The 23,135-nt window shown below is 72.7% G+C and carries 26 protein-coding genes; 13 read left to right on the top strand and 13 right to left on the bottom strand.

The annotated features are described in order from the left end of the window. Window positions 1–2: 2 nt before the first annotated feature. Window positions 3–347: an STAS domain-containing protein gene (locus ACZ3IG_RS25230; protein ID WP_467434834.1), complete on the bottom strand. Its 345-nt coding sequence runs from the start codon at window positions 345–347 to the stop codon at window positions 3–5. A 129-nt stretch (window positions 348–476) separates the two neighbouring features. Between ACZ3IG_RS25230 and ACZ3IG_RS25225 the strand changes: the two genes are divergently transcribed. Further along, on the top strand, window positions 477–803 hold the full coding sequence (locus ACZ3IG_RS25225; RefSeq protein WP_467434832.1) for a helix-turn-helix transcriptional regulator: 327 nt from the start codon (window positions 477–479) through the stop codon (window positions 801–803). Window positions 804–812: 9 nt separating this feature from the next. On the opposite strand, the gene ACZ3IG_RS25220 is transcribed toward ACZ3IG_RS25225, so the two are convergent. Further along, the gene (locus ACZ3IG_RS25220; protein ID WP_467434831.1) at window positions 813–2,942 is read right to left on the bottom strand and encodes a SpoIIE family protein phosphatase; all 2,130 of its coding nucleotides are present in this window, start codon (window positions 2,940–2,942) and stop codon (window positions 813–815) included. A 262-nt stretch (window positions 2,943–3,204) separates the two neighbouring features. On the opposite strand from ACZ3IG_RS25220, the gene ACZ3IG_RS25215 reads away from it, so the two are divergent. The 8 genes from ACZ3IG_RS25215 to ACZ3IG_RS25180 all read left to right on the top strand — a co-directional run bounded on the left by ACZ3IG_RS25215 (window position 3,205) and on the right by ACZ3IG_RS25180 (window position 8,751). Beyond that, a complete protein-coding gene (locus ACZ3IG_RS25215) occupies window positions 3,205–3,435 on the top strand; it encodes a hypothetical protein (RefSeq protein ID WP_467434830.1) in 231 nt (76 codons plus the stop codon). 115 nt (window positions 3,436–3,550) lie between these two features. Further along, complete coding sequence (locus ACZ3IG_RS25210) at window positions 3,551–3,991, top strand: phage holin family protein (protein WP_467434828.1); 441 nt, start codon at window positions 3,551–3,553, stop codon at window positions 3,989–3,991. Then, a complete protein-coding gene (locus tag ACZ3IG_RS25205; RefSeq protein WP_467434827.1) occupies window positions 3,988–4,539 on the top strand; it encodes a DUF3618 domain-containing protein in 552 nt (183 codons plus the stop codon). The genes ACZ3IG_RS25210 and ACZ3IG_RS25205 overlap by 4 nt, the downstream gene beginning before the upstream one ends. 513 nt (window positions 4,540–5,052) lie before the next feature. After that, window positions 5,053–5,511, top strand: coding sequence for an RrF2 family transcriptional regulator (locus ACZ3IG_RS25200; RefSeq protein WP_215165448.1), 459 nt, complete (start codon window positions 5,053–5,055; stop codon window positions 5,509–5,511). 70 nt (window positions 5,512–5,581) lie between these two features. After that, the gene (locus tag ACZ3IG_RS25195) at window positions 5,582–5,767 is read left to right on the top strand and encodes a putative leader peptide (protein WP_467434826.1); all 186 of its coding nucleotides are present in this window, start codon (window positions 5,582–5,584) and stop codon (window positions 5,765–5,767) included. A 142-nt stretch (window positions 5,768–5,909) separates the two neighbouring features. Then, on the top strand, window positions 5,910–7,016 hold the full coding sequence (locus ACZ3IG_RS25190) for an ABC transporter substrate-binding protein (RefSeq protein ID WP_467434825.1): 1,107 nt from the start codon (window positions 5,910–5,912) through the stop codon (window positions 7,014–7,016). 48 nt (window positions 7,017–7,064) lie between these two features. After that, window positions 7,065–7,862 (top strand): ABC transporter ATP-binding protein, encoded by a 798-nt coding sequence (locus ACZ3IG_RS25185; RefSeq protein ID WP_467434823.1) that lies wholly within the window; start codon window positions 7,065–7,067, stop codon window positions 7,860–7,862. Continuing rightward, window positions 7,849–8,751 carry an ABC transporter permease gene (locus ACZ3IG_RS25180; RefSeq protein WP_467434822.1) on the top strand — a complete coding sequence of 301 codons (903 nt, stop codon included), beginning with the start codon at window positions 7,849–7,851 and terminating at the stop codon, window positions 8,749–8,751. The genes ACZ3IG_RS25185 and ACZ3IG_RS25180 overlap by 14 nt, the downstream gene beginning before the upstream one ends. Before the next feature lie 167 nt (window positions 8,752–8,918). On the opposite strand, the gene ACZ3IG_RS25175 is transcribed toward ACZ3IG_RS25180, so the two are convergent. From ACZ3IG_RS25175 to ACZ3IG_RS25135, 9 genes are all read right to left on the bottom strand, one after another. Next, the gene (locus tag ACZ3IG_RS25175) at window positions 8,919–10,214 is read right to left on the bottom strand and encodes an acyl-CoA dehydrogenase family protein (protein ID WP_467434821.1); all 1,296 of its coding nucleotides are present in this window, start codon (window positions 10,212–10,214) and stop codon (window positions 8,919–8,921) included. Between the two features lie 86 nt (window positions 10,215–10,300). After that, the gene (locus ACZ3IG_RS25170) at window positions 10,301–10,867 is read right to left on the bottom strand and encodes a winged helix-turn-helix domain-containing protein (RefSeq protein ID WP_467434819.1); all 567 of its coding nucleotides are present in this window, start codon (window positions 10,865–10,867) and stop codon (window positions 10,301–10,303) included. 108 nt (window positions 10,868–10,975) lie between these two features. Then, on the bottom strand, window positions 10,976–11,071 hold the full coding sequence (locus ACZ3IG_RS25165) for a putative leader peptide (protein ID WP_374198357.1): 96 nt from the start codon (window positions 11,069–11,071) through the stop codon (window positions 10,976–10,978). Window positions 11,072–11,170: 99 nt separating this feature from the next. Next, the gene (locus ACZ3IG_RS25160) at window positions 11,171–12,151 is read right to left on the bottom strand and encodes an ABC transporter substrate-binding protein (RefSeq protein ID WP_467434818.1); all 981 of its coding nucleotides are present in this window, start codon (window positions 12,149–12,151) and stop codon (window positions 11,171–11,173) included. Window positions 12,152–12,183: 32 nt separating this feature from the next. Further along, entirely contained in the window at window positions 12,184–12,948 is a 765-nt protein-coding gene (locus ACZ3IG_RS25155; RefSeq protein ID WP_467434817.1) for an amino acid ABC transporter ATP-binding protein, read from the bottom strand. Further along, the gene (locus tag ACZ3IG_RS25150; protein WP_467434816.1) at window positions 12,945–13,985 is read right to left on the bottom strand and encodes an amino acid ABC transporter permease; all 1,041 of its coding nucleotides are present in this window, start codon (window positions 13,983–13,985) and stop codon (window positions 12,945–12,947) included. Before ACZ3IG_RS25150 ends, ACZ3IG_RS25155 begins: the two co-directional genes overlap by 4 nt. Window positions 13,986–14,005: 20 nt before the next feature. After that, window positions 14,006–14,959 (bottom strand): ABC transporter substrate-binding protein, encoded by a 954-nt coding sequence (locus ACZ3IG_RS25145; protein WP_467434815.1) that lies wholly within the window; start codon window positions 14,957–14,959, stop codon window positions 14,006–14,008. Next, a complete protein-coding gene (locus ACZ3IG_RS25140) occupies window positions 14,956–15,531 on the bottom strand; it encodes a GNAT family N-acetyltransferase (RefSeq protein WP_467434814.1) in 576 nt (191 codons plus the stop codon). Before ACZ3IG_RS25140 ends, ACZ3IG_RS25145 begins: the two co-directional genes overlap by 4 nt. After that, a complete protein-coding gene (locus tag ACZ3IG_RS25135; protein WP_467434813.1) occupies window positions 15,528–16,670 on the bottom strand; it encodes an LLM class flavin-dependent oxidoreductase in 1,143 nt (380 codons plus the stop codon). The genes ACZ3IG_RS25140 and ACZ3IG_RS25135 overlap by 4 nt, the downstream gene beginning before the upstream one ends. A 703-nt stretch (window positions 16,671–17,373) precedes the next feature. Here ACZ3IG_RS25135 and ACZ3IG_RS25130 point away from each other — a divergent pair. The 4 genes from ACZ3IG_RS25130 (at window position 17,374) to ACZ3IG_RS25115 (ending at window position 21,628) form a co-directional block, all read left to right on the top strand. After that, entirely contained in the window at window positions 17,374–18,423 is a 1,050-nt protein-coding gene (locus tag ACZ3IG_RS25130) for an amino acid ABC transporter permease (protein ID WP_467434811.1), read from the top strand. Beyond that, the gene (locus ACZ3IG_RS25125) at window positions 18,420–20,480 is read left to right on the top strand and encodes an FAD/NAD(P)-binding protein (protein ID WP_467434810.1); all 2,061 of its coding nucleotides are present in this window, start codon (window positions 18,420–18,422) and stop codon (window positions 20,478–20,480) included. The genes ACZ3IG_RS25130 and ACZ3IG_RS25125 overlap by 4 nt, the downstream gene beginning before the upstream one ends. A gap of 1 nt (window position 20,481) precedes the next feature. Beyond that, on the top strand, window positions 20,482–20,730 hold the full coding sequence (locus tag ACZ3IG_RS25120) for a hypothetical protein (RefSeq protein WP_467434809.1): 249 nt from the start codon (window positions 20,482–20,484) through the stop codon (window positions 20,728–20,730). A 211-nt stretch (window positions 20,731–20,941) separates the two neighbouring features. Then, window positions 20,942–21,628, top strand: a complete 687-nt coding sequence (locus tag ACZ3IG_RS25115; RefSeq protein WP_467434807.1) for a hypothetical protein — start codon at window positions 20,942–20,944, stop codon at window positions 21,626–21,628. A gap of 706 nt (window positions 21,629–22,334) precedes the next feature. Here the strand turns inward: ACZ3IG_RS25115 and ACZ3IG_RS25110 are convergent. Together ACZ3IG_RS25110 and ACZ3IG_RS25105 are read right to left on the bottom strand one after the other, a co-directional pair. Further along, a complete protein-coding gene (locus ACZ3IG_RS25110; RefSeq protein WP_467434806.1) occupies window positions 22,335–22,571 on the bottom strand; it encodes a helix-turn-helix domain-containing protein in 237 nt (78 codons plus the stop codon). Then, window positions 22,571–23,068, bottom strand: coding sequence for a DUF2975 domain-containing protein (locus ACZ3IG_RS25105; RefSeq protein WP_467434805.1), 498 nt, complete (start codon window positions 23,066–23,068; stop codon window positions 22,571–22,573). Before ACZ3IG_RS25105 ends, ACZ3IG_RS25110 begins: the two co-directional genes overlap by 1 nt. Window positions 23,069–23,135: the final 67 nt, after the last annotated feature.

The following is a 23,135-nucleotide window of genomic DNA, read 5'->3' as shown; positions in this document are numbered from 1 at the left end:
CGTCAGTCGCCGAGGGCCTCCCGCACGGTGGGGTAGCAGCGGAGGAGCCCGTCGATGCCGAGGATGCCGAACACGCGCAGGAGCATCGGCGAACACGCCGCCAGCCGTATCCAGCCGTCACGGGAGCGCGCGGCGTGGTGGGCCTGGATCAGCGCGTTGACGCCGGCCGAGTCCATGAAGGACACCGAGGCCAGGTCGACGACCGTGAACGGGGCCGGGACGCCGGACGGCAGCAGCGCCTGGCGCACCTCGGCACCGACATCCTGGTCGATGTCACCGCGCAGCGTCACCACGGTGACACCGCCGGGGGTGAGGGAGCGCACCGCGGAGAACGGTTGCGGGGTCATGGCACACGTCGTCCTTTCCAGCGCTGTGTCTCGGACCAGGATCGGCCCCGACGACGTCACCTGTCAACAGATACCTGAAACAGAGTTCCTATTTACTGATGCATGAAACACACGTCATACTCAGGGATCATGGGTGGAGTACCTGAACCACACGCCGGCTGGACGTTCCTGACCAACCACGCCCGCGTCCTGGCGGTGATCGCCGACGATCCGAGCACGCGCGTGCGGGACATCGCCGCGCACTGCCGGCTCACCGAACGCGCGGTGCACAAGATCATTTCTGACTTGGAAGAGGCCGGCTACCTCTCCCACACCCGTCAGGGAAGGTCGAACGTCTACCGGATCGAAGCGGGCGTCCCCCTGCGGCATCCCGCCGAGGCGGAGGCCGGCCTGACCGTGGCCGCCGTCCTGTCCGTCCTGGCCCGCCACGACGCGCAGCGCGACCCCCGGACCTGAGCGCGGGCCTCAGTGCCTCCCGTCCGCCGCCTCCCGCCGCAGCACCAGGAGCGCGACGTCGTCGGTGCGCCGGCCGGACGGGCCGGCCTCCTTCAGCAGGTCGTCGATCAGCAGGTCGAGGTCCCGGTCGTCGGCCTGGGCGAAGTGCCGCGCGAGGTGGGCGATGGCGTCGTCGAGGTCGACTCCCGGCGTCTCGATGAGACCGTCGGTGTAGAAGAGCAGCGTCAGCCCCGGCACGAGCGGGAGGCCGCTGTGCGGGTACCCGGCGTCGGGGTCGATGCCCAGCAGCGGGCCGGGCGGCACGTCGGCGGGCCGGGTGACGCCACCGGGCAGCCGGACCAGGGGCGGCGGGTGACCGGCGCTGGCCAGGGTGACCCGGCCGCGGGTGAAGTCCAGGTGCGCGTAGAGGCAGCTGGTGAACAGGTCGGGGGCGAGGTCGGTCAGGAGCCGGTTGGTGCTGGAGAGGATCTGTTCCGGCGGCGTGCCGCGGGCCGCGTTGGCGTGGACGGCGGTCCGGACCTGCCCCATGAGCGCCGCGGCCGCCGCGTTGTGCCCCTGGACGTCGCCGATGACGGCCGCGGCGGCGCCGTCGCCGAGTCCGATCAGGTCGTAGAAGTCCCCGCCGATGTCCATGCCCCGGGTGGCCGGCAGATAGCGGGCGGCCACCCTCAGGCCCGCGACGGCCGGCAGGGTCCGCGGGAGCAGGGCCTGCTGGAGGCTGTGGGCGAGGTCGAGCTTGGTGTCGTAGAGGCGGGCCCGGTCGAGGGCCTGGGCGATGAGGCCGGCGAGGGCGGTCAGGACGGCGCGTTCCTCGGCCGGGAAACGGTGCCTGTGCTCGTAGGACAGGATGCAACAGCCGACCGGGCGGCCCGAGATGACCAGGGGCAGGAAGGCCCAGGCCTGTTTGCCGCTGACCACCGGGGCGTCGGGGTAGTCGCGCCGCAGTTCCTCGGGGGCGGAGAAGAACAGCGGGAGGCCGGTGCTGAGGGTGCGTCCGGCGGGCGTCAGGTCGCTGTCCTCGGGCATGCCGTCCAGCCGCTCGACGACGTCGGGGGCGTATCCGCGGGACCCGGTGGTCGTGAGCCGGCCCGCGTCGGCGGCGGCCAGGATCAGGCCCTGGGCGCCGAACGCGGGCAGGACCTGGTCGGCGACCAGGTCCATGACGTCCTGTACGCCGACGGCCTCGGCCAGCGCGGCGGCCAGGTGGGTGAGCTGGTGGAGCCGGCCCGCCCTGGCCGGTGCGGCGAGGCGCGCGGCCCGGCCCGGCACCTCGGCCGCAGCCGGCTCGGCGCCGCCGGGCACGATGCGGACGCTGATGCCGCTGGCGTCCGGGTAGAGGTGGAAGTCCAGCCACCGGTCCGGCGGGCGGCACACGGTGAAGGCGACCGGCCGCCGGCTGAGGACGGCCGTGCGGTAGCGGTCCTCGTAGACGGGGTCGTCGAGCCAGCGCAGGGACTGCCACGGCAGAGTGCCCAGCAACTGGCCGGCGTCCCGGCCCAGCAGCTCGCAGGCTCCGGAGCTGAGGTAGGTGAAACGTCCCGCCAGGTCCACGGCGCAGCTGCCGCCGGGCAGACGCTCGGCGAAATCGGCGGCGGCCAGGCCGGGGCTCGCTCCCGGGCGGGCACGCCCGGCCGGCACGACGCGTGGCGGGCCGTCGCGGTCCGACGGGACCCCGTGTCCGGCGGCCTCCTCGATCAGCCGGGCCAGGCGGCGGCAACTGGCGGTGATGTGCCCGTGTTCCCGTCCGGACATGTGCGGCGGGCGCGGGACCGGCCACATCAGCAGCAGCGCGCCCCAGGGCCGGACGCCGGTGACGGGCGCGGCGGCCAGCGCCATCGGGTAGGGCAGGGCCACCGCGGTACGGGGGTAGGCCCTGGCCAGCTGCTCGTGGCCGCCGGCCCACACCAGCCGGTTCTCGCGGGCCGCGTCGGCCACCGGGGTGGGAGCGGCCAGCGGGACCCTGGCCCAGGGCGCGGCGAACTCGGCGGGCGCGCCGTACAGCACGTCCAGCCGCAGCAGCGGCTCGCGCGGTGCCAGCAGGTACAGCGCGCCCAGGGACGCGCCGATCCGGCGCACGGTCTCCGTGAGGGCGGCGTCCAGCGCGTCGAGGCCGACGGCCGGTCCACGTGTGCTGGTCACCGAGCACCTCCAGCGGCACCGGGGACAATCGATCCGGACCGGAACGGCCTTCGTCCGTCCCGCTCCCGCCGGGCCGCACCGCGGGCCCGGCACCCGGTACGGCTCCCACTCAGGGACGCTACCCGCGCGGGGGCCGGTCGGCATGTGGCGGGCCGGGGCGCGCCCGGCAGGTGTCCCACGGTCATGGAACCTTCACCTCCGGTCACCGCTCCCGGGGCGCACAGCGGGCACCCGGTACGGCGTGCCGGTGCGAAGGGGGCCCGTGGTGATCGTCGTCGCCGTTCTGCTGCTGCCCGTCCTGGGCCTTCTGCTCTACGGGATGGACCGGCTGGAGGACCGGTTGTTCGGCCCGCCCGAACGGACGTCGGCGGCACGGCACGGGCGGCACCGGCAGCACGGGCGGCACGGGCATCTGCGGTTGATCGTCGGCGCGGCGGCGGAACACCGCCGTCGCCGTGCCGAGGGCCGGGCCCGGCACTCGGACGCGGCCTGACGACGGCCGTCTGGTGGCCGTCGTCGGGGGTACTCGCGCGCTTCAGGGACGCCGGGGACCGCGGCGCGGGACCCGGCAAGCGGCGAACGGAACGGAGATGATCACCGTGGCGACCATGAGCACGCGGCCGCACTCCGCCGGTGCGGACGGACACGGACCGGGGAACGGGCCGGGGCAGGAGCCGGTGAGCGAGCTGGTGCAGCGGGCCTCGCAGCAGCTGACCGAGCTGGTGCGCGGCGAACTGAGGCTGGCACAGGCGGAGATGAAGGAGAAGGGGAAGCGGTACGGCAAGGGCGGGGGCATGTTCGGGGGTGCCGGCCTGGTGGGGTTCCTGATGCTCCAGTCCCTGGTGGCCACCGCGATCGCGGGCCTGGCGGTCCCCCTGCCGGTGTGGGCCGCGGCGCTGATCGTGACCGCGGTGCTCGGCGTGATCGCCGCGGTGCTGGCCCTGACCGGCAAGAAGCAGGTCGACCGGGCGGCGCCGCCCACGCCGCAGCGGACCATCGAGAACATCAAGGCCGACGTGGCCGAGATCAAGGGGAGCGCACACCGATGACCCAGCCGCCGCACGACGGACCGACCGCGCAGAGCCCCGAGGAACTGCGGCGGCAGGTCGAACGCACCCGCAGGGAACTGGGCGAGACGGTGGAAGCCCTGGCGGCCAGGACGGACGTCAAGGCCCGCGCCCAGGAGAAGGCGAGCCAGGCCAGGACCCAGGCCGCGGCGGTGGCCGGGCAGGCCAAGGAACAGGCGGCCTCGGCCGTCGGGCAGGCCAAGGAACAGGCCGCCTCGGTCGCCGGGCAGGCACGGACACAGGCCGCCTCGGTCGCCGGGCAGGCGAAGGCCAGGGCCGGTGAGGTGGCGCACCGGGTGCGGGGCAGGGTGCCCGAGCCGGTCCGGGACAAGGCTGTCCGCGCCACCGGGCAGGCCCGTGCCGCCGCGTCCCGAGCCGGCCGGACGTGGTACGAGAAGGCACCGGAGCCGGTGCGGGAGACGGCCGCCCGGTCGGCCCGGGCGACGCGGGACAACCGCGTCCTGCTGCTGACCGGTGCGGGAGCGGGCGTCCTGCTGCTCTGGCTGGCGCTGCGGCGCCGGGCGGGCTGAGCCGCGCCACGCGCCACCGGCCCGACGTCCGCCCGTCCCCGCGTGTCACGGGAGCACCCCGGCGGCGGGAGGGGCTCCGGCCGGCAGGGCGCCCGCCGCCGGGGACCGCCCCGCCGGCCGGGACCCGGCCCGCCGGACCGTACCTGTCTCCCGTCCGGTGATCGACCAGGCGCGGGGCGTGCTCCCTCACCGTCCGTGCCGGGCCACCGTTGTCCGCAGGGCCGTGCGGATCTCCGGTGGCGGGGCGGGCCGTCGTTGCCCGCGCTGGCGGTGACGGCCTCGGCGACCGTGCGGAGCTTGGTGTTGGAGAGCTGGGACGCCTCCCGCAGGATGTCCCACGCCACCTCGGACGTACAGGAGGGGACGGCCGTCCACCGGCGTACCCGGCCGACGTGGCTCCGCGCGCGACGGACCGCCCCACCCGCACGTACCGCGCGAAGGCCCCCGGCACCCGCACGACCTCGGCGCTGACGCCCGGCGGAAGGCCACGCCGCCGTGCGGAATAATGCACGTATGCGGATCTCAGCCAGGGCGGACTACGCGGTACGAGCCGCGCTGCAACTCGTCGCGTCGGGGGATGACGGGCCGGTGAAGGCCGAGGCCATCGCCGACGCCCAGGACATCCCGCACAAGTTCCTCGAGGGCATCCTCAGCGACATGCGCCGCGGCGGGCTCGTGGTCAGCCAGCGCGGCGGCAACGGCGGTTACCGGCTGGCCAAGCCGGCCGCGTCCATCTCCATCGCCGATGTCATCCGCGTCGTGGACGGCCCCCTGGTGTCCGTCCGCGGAGTCCGCCCGCCGGAGCTGTCCTACCGGGGGCCCGCCGAGTCGCTGCTGCCGCTCTGGATCGCCCTGCGGTCCAACGTCCGCGAGATTCTCGACGGGGTGACGCTCGCCGACGTCGCCTCGGCCGAACTGCCCGCCGACGTTGCCGCGTTGACCGACACCCCGGGGGCCTGGACCAACCCCTGACAGGTCGGCCACCCCCTACGCGTCTCACATGACGAGACCCGGCTGACCATAATATGAACTCCCCCTTGGGATGGGCGCCACCTTCTGCCACGATCCCTATCAACCCGGTGGGAAAACTAGGGATCAAGGGGTGATGACCATGAGGACGCTCAGCCGCGCAGGCCGATCGCTGCCCCTTCTCACCTCCCGTTTCCTCACCTCCCGTCGGCACATCGACCTCCTCCGCACGTCCAGCGCCGTCTGTCCCAGCCTCTGAGACCCACGACAAGACCGGCCCACCGAGGAACAGGACGGCGCCCGCATCGCCGTCCCGTCCCTGGACGTTCCCCGGGCACACGCGGCCTCGCGCGCGTGCCCCCGCAGCTCCGTGCCCACGCACCCTCCGAAAGGACACTTCCGTGTCTGCCGCCAGACCGTTCACCCCCCTGCGCACCCTCGCCGCCCTGGCGGCGCTCCCCCTCCTGCTGACGGCCTGCGGCTACGGCTCCGAGTCCACCGACGACGACCAGCGCACGGGCGTCGCCGCGGACGCGAAGAAGCTCTCCGCGGACGAGGTCAGGATCGGCTACTTCCCGAACCTCACCCACGCCACCGCACTCGTCGGCGTCCAGGAGGGCCTGTTCCAGGAGGAATTGGGCGGCACCACGATCAAGGCGTCGACCTTCAACGCCGGCCCGTCCGAGATCGAAGCCCTCAACTCCGGCTCCATAGACATCGGCTGGATCGGCCCCTCCCCCGCCATCAACGGCTACACCAAGGCGGACGGCAAGAACCTGCGCATCATCGGCGGTTCGGCCTCCGGCGGGGTGAAGCTCGTCGTCAACCCGGACACGATCAAGTCCGAGGACGACCTGAAGGGCAAGAAGATAGCCACCCCGCAGCTCGGCAACACCCAGGACGTCGCCTTCCTCAACTGGATCGCGGAACAGGGCTGGAAGGTCGACGCGCAGAGCGGCAAGGGCGACGTGTCGGTCGTCCGCTCGGACAACAAGGTGACGCCGGACGCCTACAAGTCCGGCTCGATCGACGGCGCCTGGGTACCGGAGCCGACCGCGTCCAAGCTGGTCGCCGACGGTGCGAAGGTGCTGCTGGACGAGTCCGACCTGTGGCCTGACAAGAAGTTCGTGATCACCAACATCATCGTGTCGCAGAAGTTCCTCAAGGAGCACCCGGACGTCGTCGAGGCGGTGCTGCGCGGCTCGGTCGAGACCAACAAATGGATCAACGCCAACCCCGACGAGGCGAAGGCGTCCGCCAACAAGGCGCTGGAGAAGCTCTCCGGCAAGGCGCTGCCGGCCGAGGTCATCGACCCGGCGTGGAAGTCCATCACCTTCCTGGACGACCCGCTGGCCTCGACGCTGGACACCGAGGCCGAGCACGCGGTGAAGGCGGGACTGCTGGAGCAGCCGGACCTCAAGGGCATCTACGACCTCGCGCCCCTGAACAAGGTCCTCAAGGCCGAGGGCGAGGCCGAGGTCGACGACGCCGGTCTCGGCACCCGGTGACGGCGACCGGACGCACCGATCCCATGAAGATCCCTGGAGGTGACGACCATGGCCACCGCGACAGCCAAGGCCGCTGAGGGCACCGGGGCCGCGACGCACGCCGCCCGTGTCGAGCACGTCTCGAAGTCCTTTCCCGCGCCGGGGTCGCCCGGCGGACAGCAGCTCGTCCTGGACGACATCACGCTCGATGTCGCACCCGGTGAGTTCGTCACCCTCCTCGGGGCCTCCGGGTGCGGGAAGTCGACGCTGCTGAACCTCGTGGCCGGCCTGGACCGGCCGTCCGCGGGTGCGATCAGCACGGACGGCAGGCCCGCCCTGATGTTCCAGGAACACGCGCTGTTCCCGTGGCTGACGGCGGGCAAGAACATCGAACTGGCCCTGAAGATGCGGGGCGTGGCCAAACCCGAGCGCCGGCCTGAGGCGGAGCGGCTGCTCGAACTGGTCCGGCTGCACGGGGCGTACGGCAAGCGGGTGCACGAGCTGTCCGGCGGGATGCGGCAGCGCGTGGCGCTGGCCCGGGCGCTGGCCCAGGACAGCCGGCTGTTGCTGATGGACGAGCCGTTCGCCGCGCTCGACGCCATCACCCGGGACGTCCTGCACGACGAACTGACCCGGATCTGGCGGGAGACCGGCCTCTCCGTGCTGTTCGTCACGCACAACGTGCGCGAGGCGGTGCGGCTGGCCCAGCGGGTGGTGCTGCTGTCGTCGCGGCCGGGGCGGATCGCCCGGTCCTGGACGGTCGGCATCCCGCAGCCGCGCCGCCTGGAGGACGGCGCGGTCGCCGAGCTGTCCGCCGAGATCACCGAGGAACTGCGAGGGGAGATCCGCCGCCATGGCCGGCACTGACACCGATCCTGGGCACCGGCACGACACGGCGACGCAGGATCTGGCGGGCCTGGAGGCCGGGCTGGACGCGCTGGACACCGTGCAGGTGGACCGTCCGCCGCTGCGCGAGGTCCTGCTGCGCAAGGTTCTGCCACCCGTCACCGCCGTCGCCCTCGTCCTGGTCGTCTGGCAGGTACTGGTGTGGGCACGGGTCGCGCCCGCGTACAAGCTGCCCTCGCCGTCCGCGGTGTGGGGCGAGGTGTCCGACGCGTGGCTCCAGGGCACCTTGCTGGACTACATCTGGACCTCCGTCTCCCGTGGTCTGCTGGGCTTCCTGCTGGCGCTGGTCATCGGCACACCGCTCGGTCTGCTGGTCTCCAGGGTGAGGTTCGTCCGGGCCGCGATCGGGCCGATCCTGTCCGGGCTGCAGTCCCTGCCGTCCGTGGCGTGGGTGCCGCCCGCCGTGATCTGGCTGGGGCTCAACGACAAGATGATGTACGCGGTGATCCTGCTCGGTGCCGTGCCGTCGATCGCCAACGGTCTGGTGGCGGGGGTGGACCAGATCCCGCCGCTGTACCTGCGGGCCGGCCGCACGCTGGGCGCCACGGGGCTGCGCGGCGCGTGGCACATCGTGATGCCGGCCGCGCTGCCGGGCTATCTCGCGGGGCTCAAGCAGGGCTGGGCGTTCTCCTGGCGGTCGCTGATGGCGGCCGAGATCATCGCGTCCTCGCCGGATCTGGGCATCGGGCTGGGCCAGTTGCTGGAGAACGGCCGCAACAACTCCAGCATGGCGCAGGTGTTCCTCGCCATCCTGCTGATCCTGGTGGTGGGCATCGCCGTCGACCTGCTGGTCTTCAGTCCGCTGGAGCGCCGGGTGCTGCGCGGCCGGGGGCTGCTGGTCGCCCGCTGACCGGGCACGGCACGCCGGGCACCGGCCGTGCGGGGCGCCACCGCCTCCGTACGGCCGGTGCTTCCACGTGTGCCCGGCTTCGGCCGCCTACGGTCCGCGGCGATGCACGAAGGCGGCCCTCTCCCCCGCCACCGGCCGCCGCTCCGGGGCGGGGCGCGCCGTGCCCGTCAGGCGGGGAGGGCGAACGGGGGGTGCGCCCCGCTGAGGAAGTAGTCCCCCACCTCGCGCAGTCCGTGGGCCACGGGGTGGTAGAGGGTGTGGGTGCGGGCGTTGCGCCAGAAGCGGTCGAACCCGTGACGTGAGGAGGCGGCACCCGGGCCGATGACGTCCAGGGTGCGGGTGGTGATGTCGTGGACGGCGCGCGCGGCGGCGGCTTCGGCGGCGGCGGCGAGTACGGAGATCTCGGCGCACTCGTCGTCGGTGAGCTCCTCGCCGCGGGCCAGCCCGCCGTCGAGTGCGGCCACCGCCTGGTCGGCGAGGGCGGACGCCGCGCGCGCGTCGACGGTGAGTTCACCGTAGGTGACCAGCACGTACGGGTCCCGTGCCAGGCCGTCCTGCCAGGACGGGAGGCCGGCCCCGGGGTGGTCGCCGAGCAGGGAGCGGTCGCCGGCCCGGGTGTACTCGCGGGTCCTGGTGTACTCACGGGCCTCCGCGAGCACACCTTCGGCGATGCCCAGGCAGAGCTGGGCGGAGACCAGGCGGCCGGTGGCGGCGGCCAGGCCGGCGAACGGCGGCAGCGCGCCCTCGTCGGCGGAGAGCGACCCCAGCACCGCGTCACCCGCGACGGGTACGGCGTCGAACTCCACGCTGCCGCCGCCCGACAGCCGCTGTCCGAACGCGTCACCGTCGTCCCCGCTCGTCACGCCGGGATGGGCGGGGTCGACGAGGACGGCCAGTGGTTCGCCGGTGTCGGCCCGGGCGGCGCGGACGGCCAGCCGGTCGGCGACGCGGGCGCCGCCGACGGTGCCCTGACGGCCGTTCAGAAGGTAGCCGTCGGAGGAGTCCGGGGTGAGCCGCAGCGGGGGCTCGTGGGCGGCGAAGCCGCCGCCCCAGCACCACTGGCCCGCCGCGGACCGGCGGGCGACCCGTTCGGCCAGGTCGGGACCGGCGAAGAAGCGGGCCGTCCAGGACAGGACGTAGTGCCCGCCGAGGAGCTGGCCGATGGCTCCGTCGGCCGCGGCGACCTCCCGGACGACGGCGTGGGCCGTGCCCCAGTCCGCGCCTCCCCCGCCGTGCTCGCCGGCGATCAGCAGGGTCAGCAGTCCGGCCTCACGGAGCCGGGCGACCTCGTCGAACGGGGGCTTGCAGGCCTGGTCGCGGGTGATGGCGTCCGTGGCCAGGTCCTCGGCCACCTCGCGGGCGACACGCAGCCAGTGGGCACGGCCCGGCGCCCCGGCCGGGGCGGGGGCGGTCGGTTCCGGGGCGGAGGCGGTCGGTTCCGGGGCGGGGGTGGTCGTCGTCATGTCCGCTCCCGGCCCCTCGGTGACCGGCGGTCGGACGTCGGGCCGGGCTGGGGCGGTGCCACTGCCGTTCCTCCTCGGGGCTGTCCTCACGACGCGGAGCCGGAACACCGCGGCCGGGCGGGGGTGTACTTGTAGCCCACCCGCCTGACGGTGACGATCCGGTGCCGGTGGGCGCGGCCGAGCTTGGCCCGCACCCGGGCGATGTGCACGTCGACGGTGCGGCCGTCGCCGATGTGGCCGTACCCCCATACGCTGCCGATGAGCGACTCGCGGGAAAGCACCTGGTCGGGGTGGGCGACGAGGTGGGCGAGCAGTTCGAACTCCAGGTAGGTCAGGTCCAGTACGCGTCCGCCGATCCGCGCGACACGTCGTACGGCGTCGATCCGGATGCCGTTCTCCTCCTCGGCCGTGCTCCGCTCGGCGGAGGCCGCCGGCGCGGGGGCGAGGGCGTGGATGACCGGCCGCGGCCCGTCCGGGACGAACAGGCGGGCCGGGTCGGTGCCCTCCGGGACGAACACGACGTAGCCGACGAGCGGCCCGGCGGTCCCCGCCCCCGGGTCGCCGGGCGGTTGCCCGGGCACGAGCCGCAGATGGCGCGGGCCGGGGTCGGCGGGTCCGGGTGGCGGGGTGTCGGACGGCAGGGGGGTGGTCATGACGGGCTCCTTGACAGGGGCGCCGGGCGGCCGGGCAGGCGGCCGGGAGGAGGCGAGTCGAGAACAGGGGGGGGCAAGCGGGGTGGCGTGACGGCGGGTGTCGGCGCGTCAGAGGTCGTCCTGCGGAAGGCGGCAGACCGCGCTGGCGACGCGACAGAAGTCGACATGCCGACGGCGAACGAGCGGCTGCTGCGTGCTGCACATGTGTTCCATCCTGCGCACCCCGACCACCCCCGGTCAACAGTTTCCTATAAATCCGGTAGGGATAATAGAGAAATGACGCCGGCGGTGCCGTGCCGCGGGCTACTCGCCGGTCTTCGGCAGGCCGGGCGGGTTGATCTCCGACTTCTCGACGGCCTCGTCGGACAGGCCCCAGCGGGCGAGCACCTTGCCGTAGGTGCCGTTGCGGATGACCTCGTTCAGCGCGTCGGCGAGCGGTTCGACGAGGCCGCTGTCCTTCTTCGTGGTGGCCGCGATGAGGCCCTGCAAGGTGTCACCGGCTCCGGAGTACGTGCCGACGACCTCCGTCTGCCCACCGGTGGCCGCGTGGTAGGCGGCGGTCGGGTTGGGGCCGAGGTAGAGGTCGATGCGGCCGGAGCGCAGCGCGAGGTAGGTGTCGCTGTCACTCTGGTAGTACTTGATGTCGACCGGCTTCCGGCCGGCCTTCTCGTTCTCCTTCGACCACTCGACGAGCAGCTTCTCCTGGTTGGTGCCGCTGCTCACGGCGACCGTCAGCCCGGCCACGTCCTCGGGCCCGTCGACCTTCAGGCCGCTGCCCTTCTTCGCCTCGAAGCCGAGGTTGTCCTCGCGGTAGGTGGCGAAGTCGTACTTCTCCTTGCGTTCCTCGGTGACGGTGATGTTGCTGAAGCCCACGTCGTACTTGGCGCTGTCGAGGCCGACGAAGATGTTCTCCCAGGAGACCGGGGTGATGCGGACCTTCAGGCCGAGGACGTCGGCGACCAGGTGGACGAGGTCGGTCTCGACGCCGATGACGGTCTTGTTGTCGGTGGCGTAGAAGTTCAGCGGGGCGGCGGAGGTGGAGGAGGCGACGGCCTCCAGGGTGCCTCTCTCGCGCACCTCGGCGGGGAGCCGGGCGGCTATGGAGTCGACCTTCGCCGTGGTGACGCGTTGCTGATCGGCACTCAGATTGATCTTCGTCTTGGCGCCCGACGTACCGGCGACCTCGGCCGTGGAGCCGTCGGAGGGGTCGGAGCAGCCGGCGAGGACGAGGGCCGAGGCGAGTGTGATCGTGACGGCGGCGGTGGTGCGGGCGAGGACGGGCACGGTGGTTCTCCTGGCGGGGAAGGGGAAGGCGGTCAGAGGACTTTGGCGAGGAAGGCACGGGTGCGTTCGTGACGCGGGGCGTCCAGGACGGCCGCGGGCGGGCCCTGTTCGACGACCACACCGCCGTCCATGAACACCACGGTGTCGGCGACCTCGCGGGCGAAGCCGATCTCATGGGTGACGACGATCATGGTGGTGCCGGTGCCGGCCAGGTCCTTGATGACGTCGAGGACCTCACCGACCAGTTCGGGGTCGAGCGCGGAGGTGGGTTCGTCGAAGAGCAGCACCTTCGGCTCCAGGGCGAGCGCGCGGGCGATGGCGACGCGCTGCTGCTGGCCGCCGGAGAGCTGGCGTGGATAGGCGCCGGCCTTGTCGGCGAGTCCCACGCGGTCCAGCAGCCGGTGTGCCGTCTCCTCCGCCACCGCGCGCGGGCGGCGCAGCGCGGAGACGGGGGCCTCGACCAGGTTCTCCAGGACGGTCAGGTGCGGGAAGAGGTTGAAGTCCTGGAAGACGAACCCGATGTGGGTGCGCTGCTTGAGGACGTCCTTCTCCTTCAGTTCGTGCAGCGTGCCGCCGGAGCGGCGGTAGCCGATGAGTTCGCCGTCGATGCCGATCCAGCCGCGGTCGACCTTCTCCAGGTGGTTGATGGTCCGCAGCAGCGTGGACTTGCCGGAGCCGGAGGGCCCCAGGATCACGGTGACCTGCCCGGCGGGCACCTGGAGGTCGACGCCGCGCAGTACGTGAAGGGGGCCGAAACTCTTGTGGACGCCGCGGACGTCCACCATGAAGTCGCTCATCGGTTCCCTCCCGGGGTCTTCAGCGGTACGACGGGCAGTTCGCGCCGGGCCGCCGCCGCGCGCAGGGAGCGGGCGGTGTGCCGCAGGCGCTGGAGCGGTGTGGGCGGCGGGGTGCGGTCGGCGCCGCGGGCGAAGCGGCGTTCGACGTAGTACTGGAGGACCGACAGCAGGGAGGTCAGCACCACGTACCAGGCGGTGGCCACCAGCAGCAGCGGGATCACCCGGCCGTTGCGGCCGTAGACGACCTGGACCTGGTAGAACAGCTCGCCGATGGCCATCACGTAGACCACCGAGGTGCCCTTGAGCAGTCCGATGATCTCGTTGCCGGCCGTGGGCAGGATGGCGCGCATGGCCTGGGGCAGGACGATCCGGCGGATCTGCCGCAGCCGCGGGATGCCCAGGGCGGCGGCGGCCTCGGACTGCCCCGGGTCGACCGAGATGACGCCGCCGCGGACGATCTCGGCGGCGTAGGCGGCCTGGTGCAGGGAGAGTCCGATGACCGCGGCCCCGATCGTGCCGATGAGGCTGTCGCTGTCGACCGACCAGAACACCGGTCCGAAGGGAACCCCGATACCCAGGCTCTCGTACAAAGCGCTGAGGTTGAACCAGAACACGAGCTGGACGATCATCGGGATGGACCGGAAGACCCAGATGTAGGTCCAGGCGACGGTCTGCAGCAGCGGGCTGCGCGACAGCCGCATGAACGCCAGGACGGTGCCCAGCAGGAAGCCGAGCACGGTGGCGTACGCGGTGAGCTGGAGGGTGACCCACACTGCCCGGACGATGGTCTCGGACAGCACGTAGTCGCCGAAGACCTGCCATTCCCATACGGGGTTGGTGGCCAGGCCGTGCCCGAACTGGGCCGCCAGCACGGCCACGACGGCGGCCGCCGCCCACCGGGCGTAATGGCGGGCGGGGACGACCTTGAGGGACGCCGGGTCGTCGGGGGCCGGCGGGGCCTCGGGACCGCCGCCGGGGACGGCCGCGCCGGGCGGGGCGGCGGTGGGATCGGTGGCGGAGTCGGTGGTGAGTCTCATGACGGGGTTCCTGCTCGGCTTCAGGTGTGCTCGGGCGGGTTGATCCGCGACGCGTCGATCGCGGAGGCGGAGGTGCCCCACTTTTCGAGGATGCGGGCATACGTGCCGTCGTCGATCAGTTCGTCGACGGCGGCCTGGAACGCCTTGGTGAGCGGGGAGCCCTTCTTGAAGGCGAAGCCGACGTCGAGGCGGTGGTACTCCCCGACGAAGACGGTCTGCGCGGCGGGCTGCGCGGCCTGGTGGCGCAGGCCGTTGATGGTCGACATGACCACGTCGATCCGGCCCTGCTGGAGCGCGGTGAGGGTGGCGCCGTTCTCCGAGTACACCTTGACGTCGTAGGGCTCCTTCCCGGCGTCGGCGCACACGCTCTCGCGCGCGGTGAGGGTGGACTCGAACGTGGTGCCGGCGTTGGTGCCGATGGTCAGGCCGCACAGCTGGGTGAGGTCGGTGACCTTCTTCTTCAGGGCGGTGCTGCCCTTCTTCACCGCGAAGCCCTGGCCGTCGTCGATGTACGTGACGAAGTCGATGGTCTTCAGGCGCTCGCTGGTGACGCCGAAGTTGCCGGTGCCCACGTCGTACTTGCCGCTTTCGAGGGCGGGCAGGATCGTTTCGAACGAGGCGTCCTGGCGCCGCACCTCGATGCCGAGGACCTTGGCGACGGCGTCGGTGAGGTCGATGTCCTGGCCCTCGGGTGCCTTGTCGGAACCGTTCGGGTAGTAGGCGGAGGGCGGCGCTCCGACCGAACTGCCCACCCGTAGCGTGCCCGCCTCGCGGACCTCGGCGGGCAGCAGGGCGGCCGCCGACTCCACCTTGCGGACGGCGGCGACCGGGTCGTCGGTCGGCGCGGGGGACTGGGCGCCCGCCGGAGCGGTGGCACCGGTGTCGCCGGAGCCGCAGGCGGTCAGCGCCAGCAGGGGCAGCAGGGTGACGGCGACGAGGTGGCGCGGGCGCGCCCTGGCCACGGTGGGGTTCACTGGTCGGTCTCCTTCGGGTGGTTCCCGGGCCGCGCGGAGCGCGTCCGCGCCGTGCTCAGGTGGTTCTCCGGCCGTCTGCCGCCCAGGTGCTTCTCGAACGGCAGCGGCCCGATGGTCTCCGGGTCGGCCGCGGTGTCGAACAGCGGTGTGTAGCCGGTGGCCAGGTACAGGGCGCGGGCCTCTGGCTGGCGCGGGCCGGTGGTCAGGTAGATCCGCCGGTAACCGCGGGCCCGCGCCTCGCGTTCCAGTTCGGCGACGACCCGGCGGGCCAGCCCACGCCGGCGGTGCGCGGAGTGGGTCCAGATGCGTTTCAGTTCGGCGGTGTCGTCGTCGTACCGGCGGAAGGCACCGCCCGCCACGGACGTCCCGTCCTCCAGCAGGAGCAGCAGGACGCCTCCGTACGCCGCGGTGAACTCCTCGTCGGGGTAGCGGGCCAGTTCGGCGTGCGCGTCCTTTCCGTAGCGCGCGGAGTACTCGTCGCCGAGTTCGCGCAGCAGGGGGCGGACCCTGGGGTCGGACACCGCTGCCCGGGTCACCGTCAGTCCGGTGACGGGCCGGACCACGGACGTCATCCGCGCACCGCCGCCAGGGACTGGGGGGCGCGGTCCGCCCGCTCGGCGTCGCGCTTGGCGACCTCTTCGCGGACGATCGGGATGACGTACCGGCCGAAGTCGATCGCGTCGCCGAGCAGGTCGTAGCCGCGGGCGGAGAGGATGTCCACGCCGAGGTCGTAGTAGTCGAGGAGGGCCTGGGCGACCGTCTCCGGGGTGCCGACCAGGGCGTTGGAGTTGCCCGCGCCACCGGTGGCGGCGGCGGTGGGGGTCCACAGGGCGCGGTCGTAGCGCTCGCCCGCCTCGGCGATGGCGATCAGCCGCTGGGAGCCGGTGTTCTGAGGTGCCGCGGCCTGCGGGGTGTCGCGGCGGTGGTGGCGTACCACGCCCGACCCGCGCCGCCGGCGGATGGCGCCGACCGTGCGGTGCGCCTTCTCCCAGGCCAGTTCCTCCGTCGGGGCGATGATCGGGCGGAAGGCGACCTGGATGCGCGGGACGTCCGTGCGTCCCGCGGCCCGCGCGGCGGCCTTGACGTTCTCGATCTGCTCGGCGGTACGCGCCAGTGGCTCGCCCCACAGGCAGTAGATGTCGGCCTCGGCGCCGCCGGCCGCGTACGCGGCGGGTGACGAACCGCCGAACGAGACGTTCGGCCGGGGCTGCTGCACCGGGAAGACATCGCTGACGAAGTCGTGGAAGCGGTAGTGCTCGCCCTCGTGGTCGAAGGGCTCGCGCGTCGTCCAGATCTTCTTGACGATCCGGATGTACTCCCGGGTGCGGGCGTAGCGCTCGTCCTTGGTGAGGGTGTCGCCCTCGCGGCCCTGTTCGTGGTCGTTGCCGCCGGTGATGAAGTGGACGGTCAGCCGTCCCTCGCTGATCCGGTCGAGGGTGGCGAAGGTCTTCGCGGCGAAGGTCGGGTAGGAGACGTTGGGCCGGTGGGCCAGCAGGAGCTGGAGGCGGTCCAGCCGACTGGCGATGTAGGCGGCGGCCGGGGCGGGGTCCGGTGCCCCGGAGCCGTAGGCGAACAGCACCCGGTCCCAGCCGTGGTCCTCGTGCGCCCGGGCGAGCCGGAGCGTGTATTCCTTGTCGAAGGCGGCGCCGGAGCGAGGAGTGGTCTCCGAGCCGTCGTTGGTGGCGGCTATGCCGAGAAATTCCACGGGCATGGCAAGGGCCTTTCGGGCAGGGTGGCAGGGGCCGCCGGCCGCACGCGTACGGGGTCGGCGACCGCCGGCGGTCGAAAGCGTGAAGGGCTGTCAGGACCGCGGTGTCCGGTGCGGTCCTGGAAGACGTGATGACGCCGAGTGGCGGGGAGGAACGGGAGGCGGCGGCGCGGACGAGCGCGAAGGAGGACTCGGCCCGCAACGGGATCAGGAGATCACCGGATCAGGAGATCACGGAATCAGGAGATCACGGGATCGAGAGATCAAGGGATCGAGGGATCGCCGAGGGAGGGAAGGACCGGTCGGGCTTTCCGCCGCGGAGTCAGCCGCGACACGCCGCGGACCACACCCGACCGAAGTCGATGTGGTCACGCGAGACCAAGCGCTGCTGGGCGTCCATGCGACTAATTGAGCAGGACATCACGCGGCTCGTCAAGCGGCGACCGCATACCGGTACCGCCCTCCCGAGGCCCGACACCGCCCCGCCGAGGCCCTGTTGACACGGCGAGGCCATGGGCACATACGATCGACACGGATCGGCCCCGCCCTGTGCGGTGCCCTCCGGCCGCGTTGAGGGACGCGGCAAGTGTGATGACGCCGGCCTCCCGGCCGCACCGTGCCCCGTACGGCGTTCGCGCCGCGCCCTGCCGCCGGTGTCGCCGGGTGGTCACCGACGCTTGCGCATCCCTCCCCCGGAGAGCCCCCGATGGCCACACGTTCCGACGTCACCACTCCCTCCACCGTCACCACCGGCCGTGTCCGCACCCCCGACACACCTGCCACACCTGACGCACCAGACGGACCCGGTTCACCCGGTGCGGACCTGCCCCGCATCGTGCCGCGCCGCCACACCGGCCGCTGGGTGGCCGCGGCCGGCGCGCTGCTGGTCTTCGCCATGGTCCTCAACTCGGTCGTCCGCAACGACGCGTTCCAGTGGGGCGTCGTCGGCCGGTACTTCACCACCGGCGCGGTCCTCGACGGACTGCTGCTCACCCTCTGGCTGACCGCCGCGGTGATGGTGCTCGGCTTCCTGCTGGGTACGCCGCTGGCCGTGATGCGGCTCTCGGTCAACCCGGTGCTGCGGACCCTCAGCTGGGGGTTCGTATGGATCTTCCGGTCCACGCCGCTGCTGGTGCAGCTGCTGTTCTGGTTCAACATCGGCGCCCTGTATCCGACCCTCGGGCTCGGCGTCCCGTTCGGTCCGGAGTTCGTCACCGTCAAGACGGTCGACCTGTTCGGGCCCACCCTCACCGCGGTGGTCGGCCTCACCCTGCACGAGGCCGCGTACGCCGCCGAGGTGGTGCGCGGCGGCATCCTGTCGGTGGACGCCGGGCAGACCGAGGCCGCCCAGGCGCTCGGCCTGAGCAGGCGCCGTACGCTGCGCCGGATCGTGATCCCGCAGGCGATGCGCTCCATCGTGCCGACCGCCGGCAACATGCTGATCGGCACGCTGAAGGGCACCAGCATCGTCAGTGTGCTGGCCGTGCACGACCTGCTGTACTCGGTGCAGCTGGTCTACAACCAGACCTACCAGGTGATCCCGCTGCTGCTGGTGGCCACCCTGTGGTACATCGCGGTCACCACGGTGCTCAGCGTCGGCCAGTTCTATGTGGAACGGCACTACGCGCGCGGCACCTCCCGCGCCCTGCCGCCCACCCCGGTGCGGCGGCTGCGGGAGTGGCTGGGCGCCGTCCGCTCCCGGCTGAGTGCCGCGACGTCCGCCGACGCCCGGCCCGTGACCGGCGGTGACAAGTGAGCGCCACCGCTTCCGCCACCGCTTCCGCCTCCGCCACCGCCGCCGTACTGGCCGTCGTCGGTGCCGGACCGCGGGCCACCGGTCTGCTGGAGCGCCTGGCCGCCAACTCCGGTGAACTCTGGACCGGTGAGCGGGCGTTGCGCATCCATCTGATCGATCCGCACCCGCCGGGTCCGGGCCGGGTCTGGCGGCACGAGCAGTCACCGCTGCTGCGGATGAACTCCATGGCCGAGGACGTGACCATGTTCACCGACGACTCCTCCGTCATCGACGGACCCGTTCGGCCGGGGCCCTCGCTCGCCGAGTGGGCCGCCCAGTTCTCCGGCGACGGTCCCCGGTACGCGCCCTACGCCGAACCCGCCGACCCGGAGGTGCTCGGCGAGCTCCGCGCGCTCGCGCCCACCGACTTCCCGACCCGGCGTGCCCAGAGCGCCTATCTGGACTGGGTGTTCCGCGCGGCGCTGGCCGCGCTGCCGCCGTCCGTCACCGTCACCTGGCACCGCGCCACCGCGACCGCTGTCTCCGGTCCCCCGGACGGTCCGCAGCGGGTGCACCTGGCCGGGAGCGACACGCCGCTCACCGCCGACCTGGTGGTGCTCGCCCAGGGCCACCTGGGCTCCGCGCCCTCCGCCGAGCACCGTGCCCTGGCCGCCTTCGCCCGCCGCCACGGCCGCTTCCACCTGCCGCCCGCCTTCTCCGCCGACGCCGACCTCTCGGCGCTGCGACCCGGTGAACACGTCGTGCTGCGCGGCTTCGGGCTGGCCTTCGTCGACCTGGCCGTCCTGCTCACCGAGGGCCGCGGCGGCAGGTACCGCACCGAACCGGACGGGACACTCGGCTATCTGCCGTCCGGCCGTGAGCCGGTCCTGCACGTGGGGTCGCGGCGCGGCGTGCCCTACCACTCCAAGACCGGCTACCGGCTCCAGGGTCCCCGTCCGCCGCTGCCGCGCCACTTCGGGCCGGAGGCGGTCGACGCCCTGCTCGCCGGGGGACGGCCACTGGACCTGCGGCGCGACGTGTGGCCCCTGATGGCCAAGGAGATCGGGTTCGGCCACTACCACGAGCTGTTCCACGCCCATCCCGGGCGCACCACCCGGACCTGGTCCGCGTTCTGCGCCGCCTACGACCGTCTCGACTGGTACTCCGGTGACATGGCCGCCCTCGTCGCCGCGTCGGTCCCCGATCCGGCGGACCGGCTCGACTTCGAGGCCCTGGACCGGCCGCTGGCCGGTGTCACCTTCACCACCCCGGAGGCCTTCCAGGAACACCTGCGCGATTACATCGTCCGGGACGTGGCCCGCCGCGAGGACCCGGACCACAGCGCGGACCTGGGCGCGTTCCTCGCCCTGCTCTCCGTCTACGGCCAGCTGCCCCGGCTGGTCGCGTCGGGACGCCTGACCGCCCGCTCGGTGGCCGACGGGGTGGACGGCTGGTGGCAGGGCTTCTTCAGCTTCCTCGCCTCCGGCCCGCCCGGGTTCCGGCTGCGCCAGCTGCACGCCCTGTCCCGGGCCGGGATCGTCCGCTTCACCGGCGCGGACCTCAGGATCGGCACGGACGAGGCCACCGGCACCTTCACCGCCACCAGCCCGACGGTGCCCGGGCACACCGTGCGCGCGACCGCCCTGATCGAGGCGTATCTGCCCCGTCACGCGCTCGACCGCACCGAGGACCCCTTGCTGCGGCGCCTGTACCGGGCCGGGGAGATAGCCGAGGAGGTCGTCACCGACCCCTCGCACACCCACCGCTCCGGGCTGCTCACCGTCTCCCCCGCCGACGCCCATGTGCTCGACCCGCTCCTCGGCGGCCCCCACCCGCGCCGGATCGCCCTCGGCGCCCCCACCGACAGCCGTGCCGTCGCCGCCTTCGCCCGGCCCCGCACCGACGCCCCGGCCTTCCGCCAGAACGACGCCGTGGCCCGCGCCGTGTTGCGTGCCCTGAGCGCACGGGAGGGCTCCCTGCCCACGGCCGGCTCCTCGCCAGGCCGGGAGGCGTCCGAACCCGCCCTGGTCTCCGACGTCCCCGAACCCCGTGGGGCAACACCTCGTGCACACTCTTGAGGTGCCTCCCCCGCGCCCCGCCGGGTCCGCCCGCGACCGTCGGAGCCACTCCTGTCGCCCTCGCCCCACCCACCACGGCGGCCACCGCGCCGGGCAGTGCCACACCCCCGAGGAGCGCTTCTCCGTCCACAACCACACCTCCACTCCCGTCCCGGACGCCGCCGGCCGCACACTCACCGCCGACAACGCCGGGCACACCCGGGAGTACCTGTTCGACGCGGTCGTACGGCATCTCCTGACCACCGCCTGATGGTGTGTCAGTCACTCTCGTCCGAGCGGAAATCGACCCGAGAGGAACAAGTGGCACTAGTTGTACGTAGTATCTCCACCTCAGGGCATACGCAGCAGTCGAGGCCCGCGCGGGTGTCACGCGTGGCCGGAAGGGCGGCCCGCCGTCCGTCGGCACCCGGCTGCTGCCCGCCGACAGCAACGACCGTCAGCATCAAGGAGAGTGACCGACCATGTCGGAGACAGCGTCCACCGCCACCGAACTCGCCTCGCAGTACGCCGCGCAGGTGACCGGCGATCTGGAGCGCAACGCCAAGGAGCAGGAGCGCCTCAGCTCGGAAATCACCACCTTGCAGGAGCGGCTCGCCGCGTTGCAGCGCGACCACGGTGTGCTGGTCAACATCCAGCAGGCACTGGGCTCGACGCGGGCCCCGGCCGAGGAGGCGGTCGCGCCCGACACGGCGGCCGTGCCGTCGCCGCGCAAGAAGCCGGCACCCGCCGAGGGCACCGGCGGCAAGCGGACCCGGGCGAAGAAGTCCGCTCCGCAGCAGCGCAAGGCGGAGAAGAAGGCCCCGTCGGCCGGCAAGTCCGCGGCCAAGCCGGCTGCCAGGACCACCGCCAAGACCGCGGCCAAGACCGCGGCGAAGAAGCCGGCCGCACCGACGCTGGGCGAGCTGATCCTCGGTGTGCTGGCCGAGCAGACGGAGCCGCGTTCCGCCGCGGAGGTGGCCACCGCGCTGGGCGAGGCCCACGCCGACCGGACGGTCAAGACCACGGTCGTGCGCAACACTCTGGAGAACCTGGTGGCCAGGAACCAGGTGCAGCGCACCAAGCAGGGCTCCTCCGTCTTCTACACCGTGTCCGAGGCCGCTCCGGCCGCGGCGCCGGCGGACGAGGCACCGTCCGAGAAGGCCGAGTAGCGGTTGCCGCAGGCCGCGCGGTGACTCCCGGAGGCCGGGCGGCGGTCCGCGCGTCAGCACCGGTGACGCCAACCACCGTTGTGCGGTGGGCATGGCGACGCACCGGCGGAGAGTTCAGGGCGTCCGGTCCCGCGCGGCTGGACGGGCCTCACCCGGGTGCTCGACGGGGCGAGACGGCAGTGCGAACGCCCACGGGAGATCGGCCCGCCGCTCCACCGGCCGGGCGGACGGTCTCATCGACCCGCTCCGCTCCCGTCGGCCGTGAGCCCCGGTCGCACGACGGGGCCGGCGGCGGTGCATCACTGCTCAGAGCCGCAGCGCGTCCCCGTACCGTCCCGCCGGGACCTCCGCCGGCGTCCGGCTCGCGGGCTCAGCGCGGACAGGGCCGCGTGCGCCGCGGAGGTGACGCCGCTGACGGCTCGCCACACCACGGGGACAGGCCGGTCACCGTCGCTCCGGACTCGTCCGGCGTCGCCGGCCGGCGGGGTGTCCAGCAAGCGTGAACAGTCCGGGCAGGGAGCCAGGTCGTCGTCGAGCCAGTAGGCGCCGTTCAGTGCCGCGTAGGGGGTCTCCATACCTGGACAACGCGCGGCGCCCGGGCGGGCAACCCGCCGTCGCCGGCTCGAAACCGGACCGCAACAACGGATATCCACCGGGCACGTGCGATTCCTGGGTGTCCGCGTCACGACCGTCGGGACCGGCACCTTCACGCCCCGGTCCCCGACTCCCCCGTACCGTCGTCGGGCACCCAGCGCAGCACGTCGCCGGGCTGGCAGCCGAGGGTGCGGCAGATGGCGTCGAGCGTCGTGAACCGCACCGCCTTGGCACGGCCGTTCTTCAGTACGGCGACATTGGCGGGGGTGATGCCGACGGCGTCGGCGAACGCACCGACCGACATCCCCCGTCGGGCGAGCAGGACGTCGAGGTCGACGACGATCGCCATCAGACGACCTCGGCCATCTCGGCCCGCAGCACCGTCGCCTTGTGCAGCAGGCCCCGCATGATCACCATCAGCATCGCGAACGCCGCGCCCACGGCCACGCAGACGGCCGCGGCGGCGAGCGCGCTGTCGATCTCCATGCCGTCGTCGGGCGAGGGGATCTCGGCCAGGAGCAAGTGGCCGGTGACCCCGAACGCCAGCAGGGTCGCCACTATCGCGGCGCCGATGATGATGTCGACCCAGCGGAAGGCCCGCTCGGTGAAGATCACATCGCGTTCGACCATGTCGAGCAGCATCCACATGGCGGCGAGGACGACCTGGACGCAGGCGACGCCGGTGATCGCGACGGTCACGTAGGGCGTGGCGAACGGGGCGTAGGCCGGGAACCGGTCGACCTCGTCGGCCGCCACGGTGGGGATGACCACGATCTGGCCGAAGAGACCGAACATGATCGACGCTGCGATACCGACGCGCAGAATGGTGATGAGGAAGCGAGGCATGTATCGATTCTCGATTGACATCGATCGAAAGTCAATCGATTACGGTGATCAACGCAAAGCGATCAGC

Source organism: Streptomyces sp. NPDC016677, assembly GCF_055562815.1.
This window is presented reverse-complemented; position numbering and strand designations above follow the sequence as displayed.

Coding starts and splice junctions, on each gene's coding strand:
- ACZ3IG_RS25230 (WP_467434834.1), bottom strand. CDS start 347: ATGACCCCGCAACCGTTCTCCGCGGTGCGCTCCCTCACCCCCGGCGGT.
- ACZ3IG_RS25225 (WP_467434832.1), top strand. CDS start 477: ATGGGTGGAGTACCTGAACCACACGCCGGCTGGACGTTCCTGACCAAC.
- ACZ3IG_RS25210 (WP_467434828.1), top strand. CDS start 3,551: ATGAGCACGCGGCCGCACTCCGCCGGTGCGGACGGACACGGACCGGGG.
- ACZ3IG_RS25205 (WP_467434827.1), top strand. CDS start 3,988: ATGACCCAGCCGCCGCACGACGGACCGACCGCGCAGAGCCCCGAGGAA.
- ACZ3IG_RS25200 (WP_215165448.1), top strand. CDS start 5,053: ATGCGGATCTCAGCCAGGGCGGACTACGCGGTACGAGCCGCGCTGCAA.
- ACZ3IG_RS25195 (WP_467434826.1), top strand. CDS start 5,582: ATGGGCGCCACCTTCTGCCACGATCCCTATCAACCCGGTGGGAAAACT.
- ACZ3IG_RS25185 (WP_467434823.1), top strand. CDS start 7,065: ATGGCCACCGCGACAGCCAAGGCCGCTGAGGGCACCGGGGCCGCGACG.
- ACZ3IG_RS25180 (WP_467434822.1), top strand. CDS start 7,849: ATGGCCGGCACTGACACCGATCCTGGGCACCGGCACGACACGGCGACG.
- ACZ3IG_RS25175 (WP_467434821.1), bottom strand. CDS start 10,214: ATGACGACGACCACCCCCGCCCCGGAACCGACCGCCTCCGCCCCGGAA.
- ACZ3IG_RS25170 (WP_467434819.1), bottom strand. CDS start 10,867: ATGACCACCCCCCTGCCGTCCGACACCCCGCCACCCGGACCCGCCGAC.
- ACZ3IG_RS25165 (WP_374198357.1), bottom strand. CDS start 11,071: ATGTGCAGCACGCAGCAGCCGCTCGTTCGCCGTCGGCATGTCGACTTC.
- ACZ3IG_RS25155 (WP_467434817.1), bottom strand. CDS start 12,948: ATGAGCGACTTCATGGTGGACGTCCGCGGCGTCCACAAGAGTTTCGGC.
- ACZ3IG_RS25150 (WP_467434816.1), bottom strand. CDS start 13,985: ATGAGACTCACCACCGACTCCGCCACCGATCCCACCGCCGCCCCGCCC.
- ACZ3IG_RS25140 (WP_467434814.1), bottom strand. CDS start 15,531: ATGACGTCCGTGGTCCGGCCCGTCACCGGACTGACGGTGACCCGGGCA.
- ACZ3IG_RS25135 (WP_467434813.1), bottom strand. CDS start 16,670: ATGCCCGTGGAATTTCTCGGCATAGCCGCCACCAACGACGGCTCGGAG.
- ACZ3IG_RS25130 (WP_467434811.1), top strand. CDS start 17,374: ATGGCCACACGTTCCGACGTCACCACTCCCTCCACCGTCACCACCGGC.
- ACZ3IG_RS25115 (WP_467434807.1), top strand. CDS start 20,942: ATGTCGGAGACAGCGTCCACCGCCACCGAACTCGCCTCGCAGTACGCC.
- ACZ3IG_RS25110 (WP_467434806.1), bottom strand. CDS start 22,571: ATGGCGATCGTCGTCGACCTCGACGTCCTGCTCGCCCGACGGGGGATG.
- ACZ3IG_RS25105 (WP_467434805.1), bottom strand. CDS start 23,068: ATGCCTCGCTTCCTCATCACCATTCTGCGCGTCGGTATCGCAGCGTCG.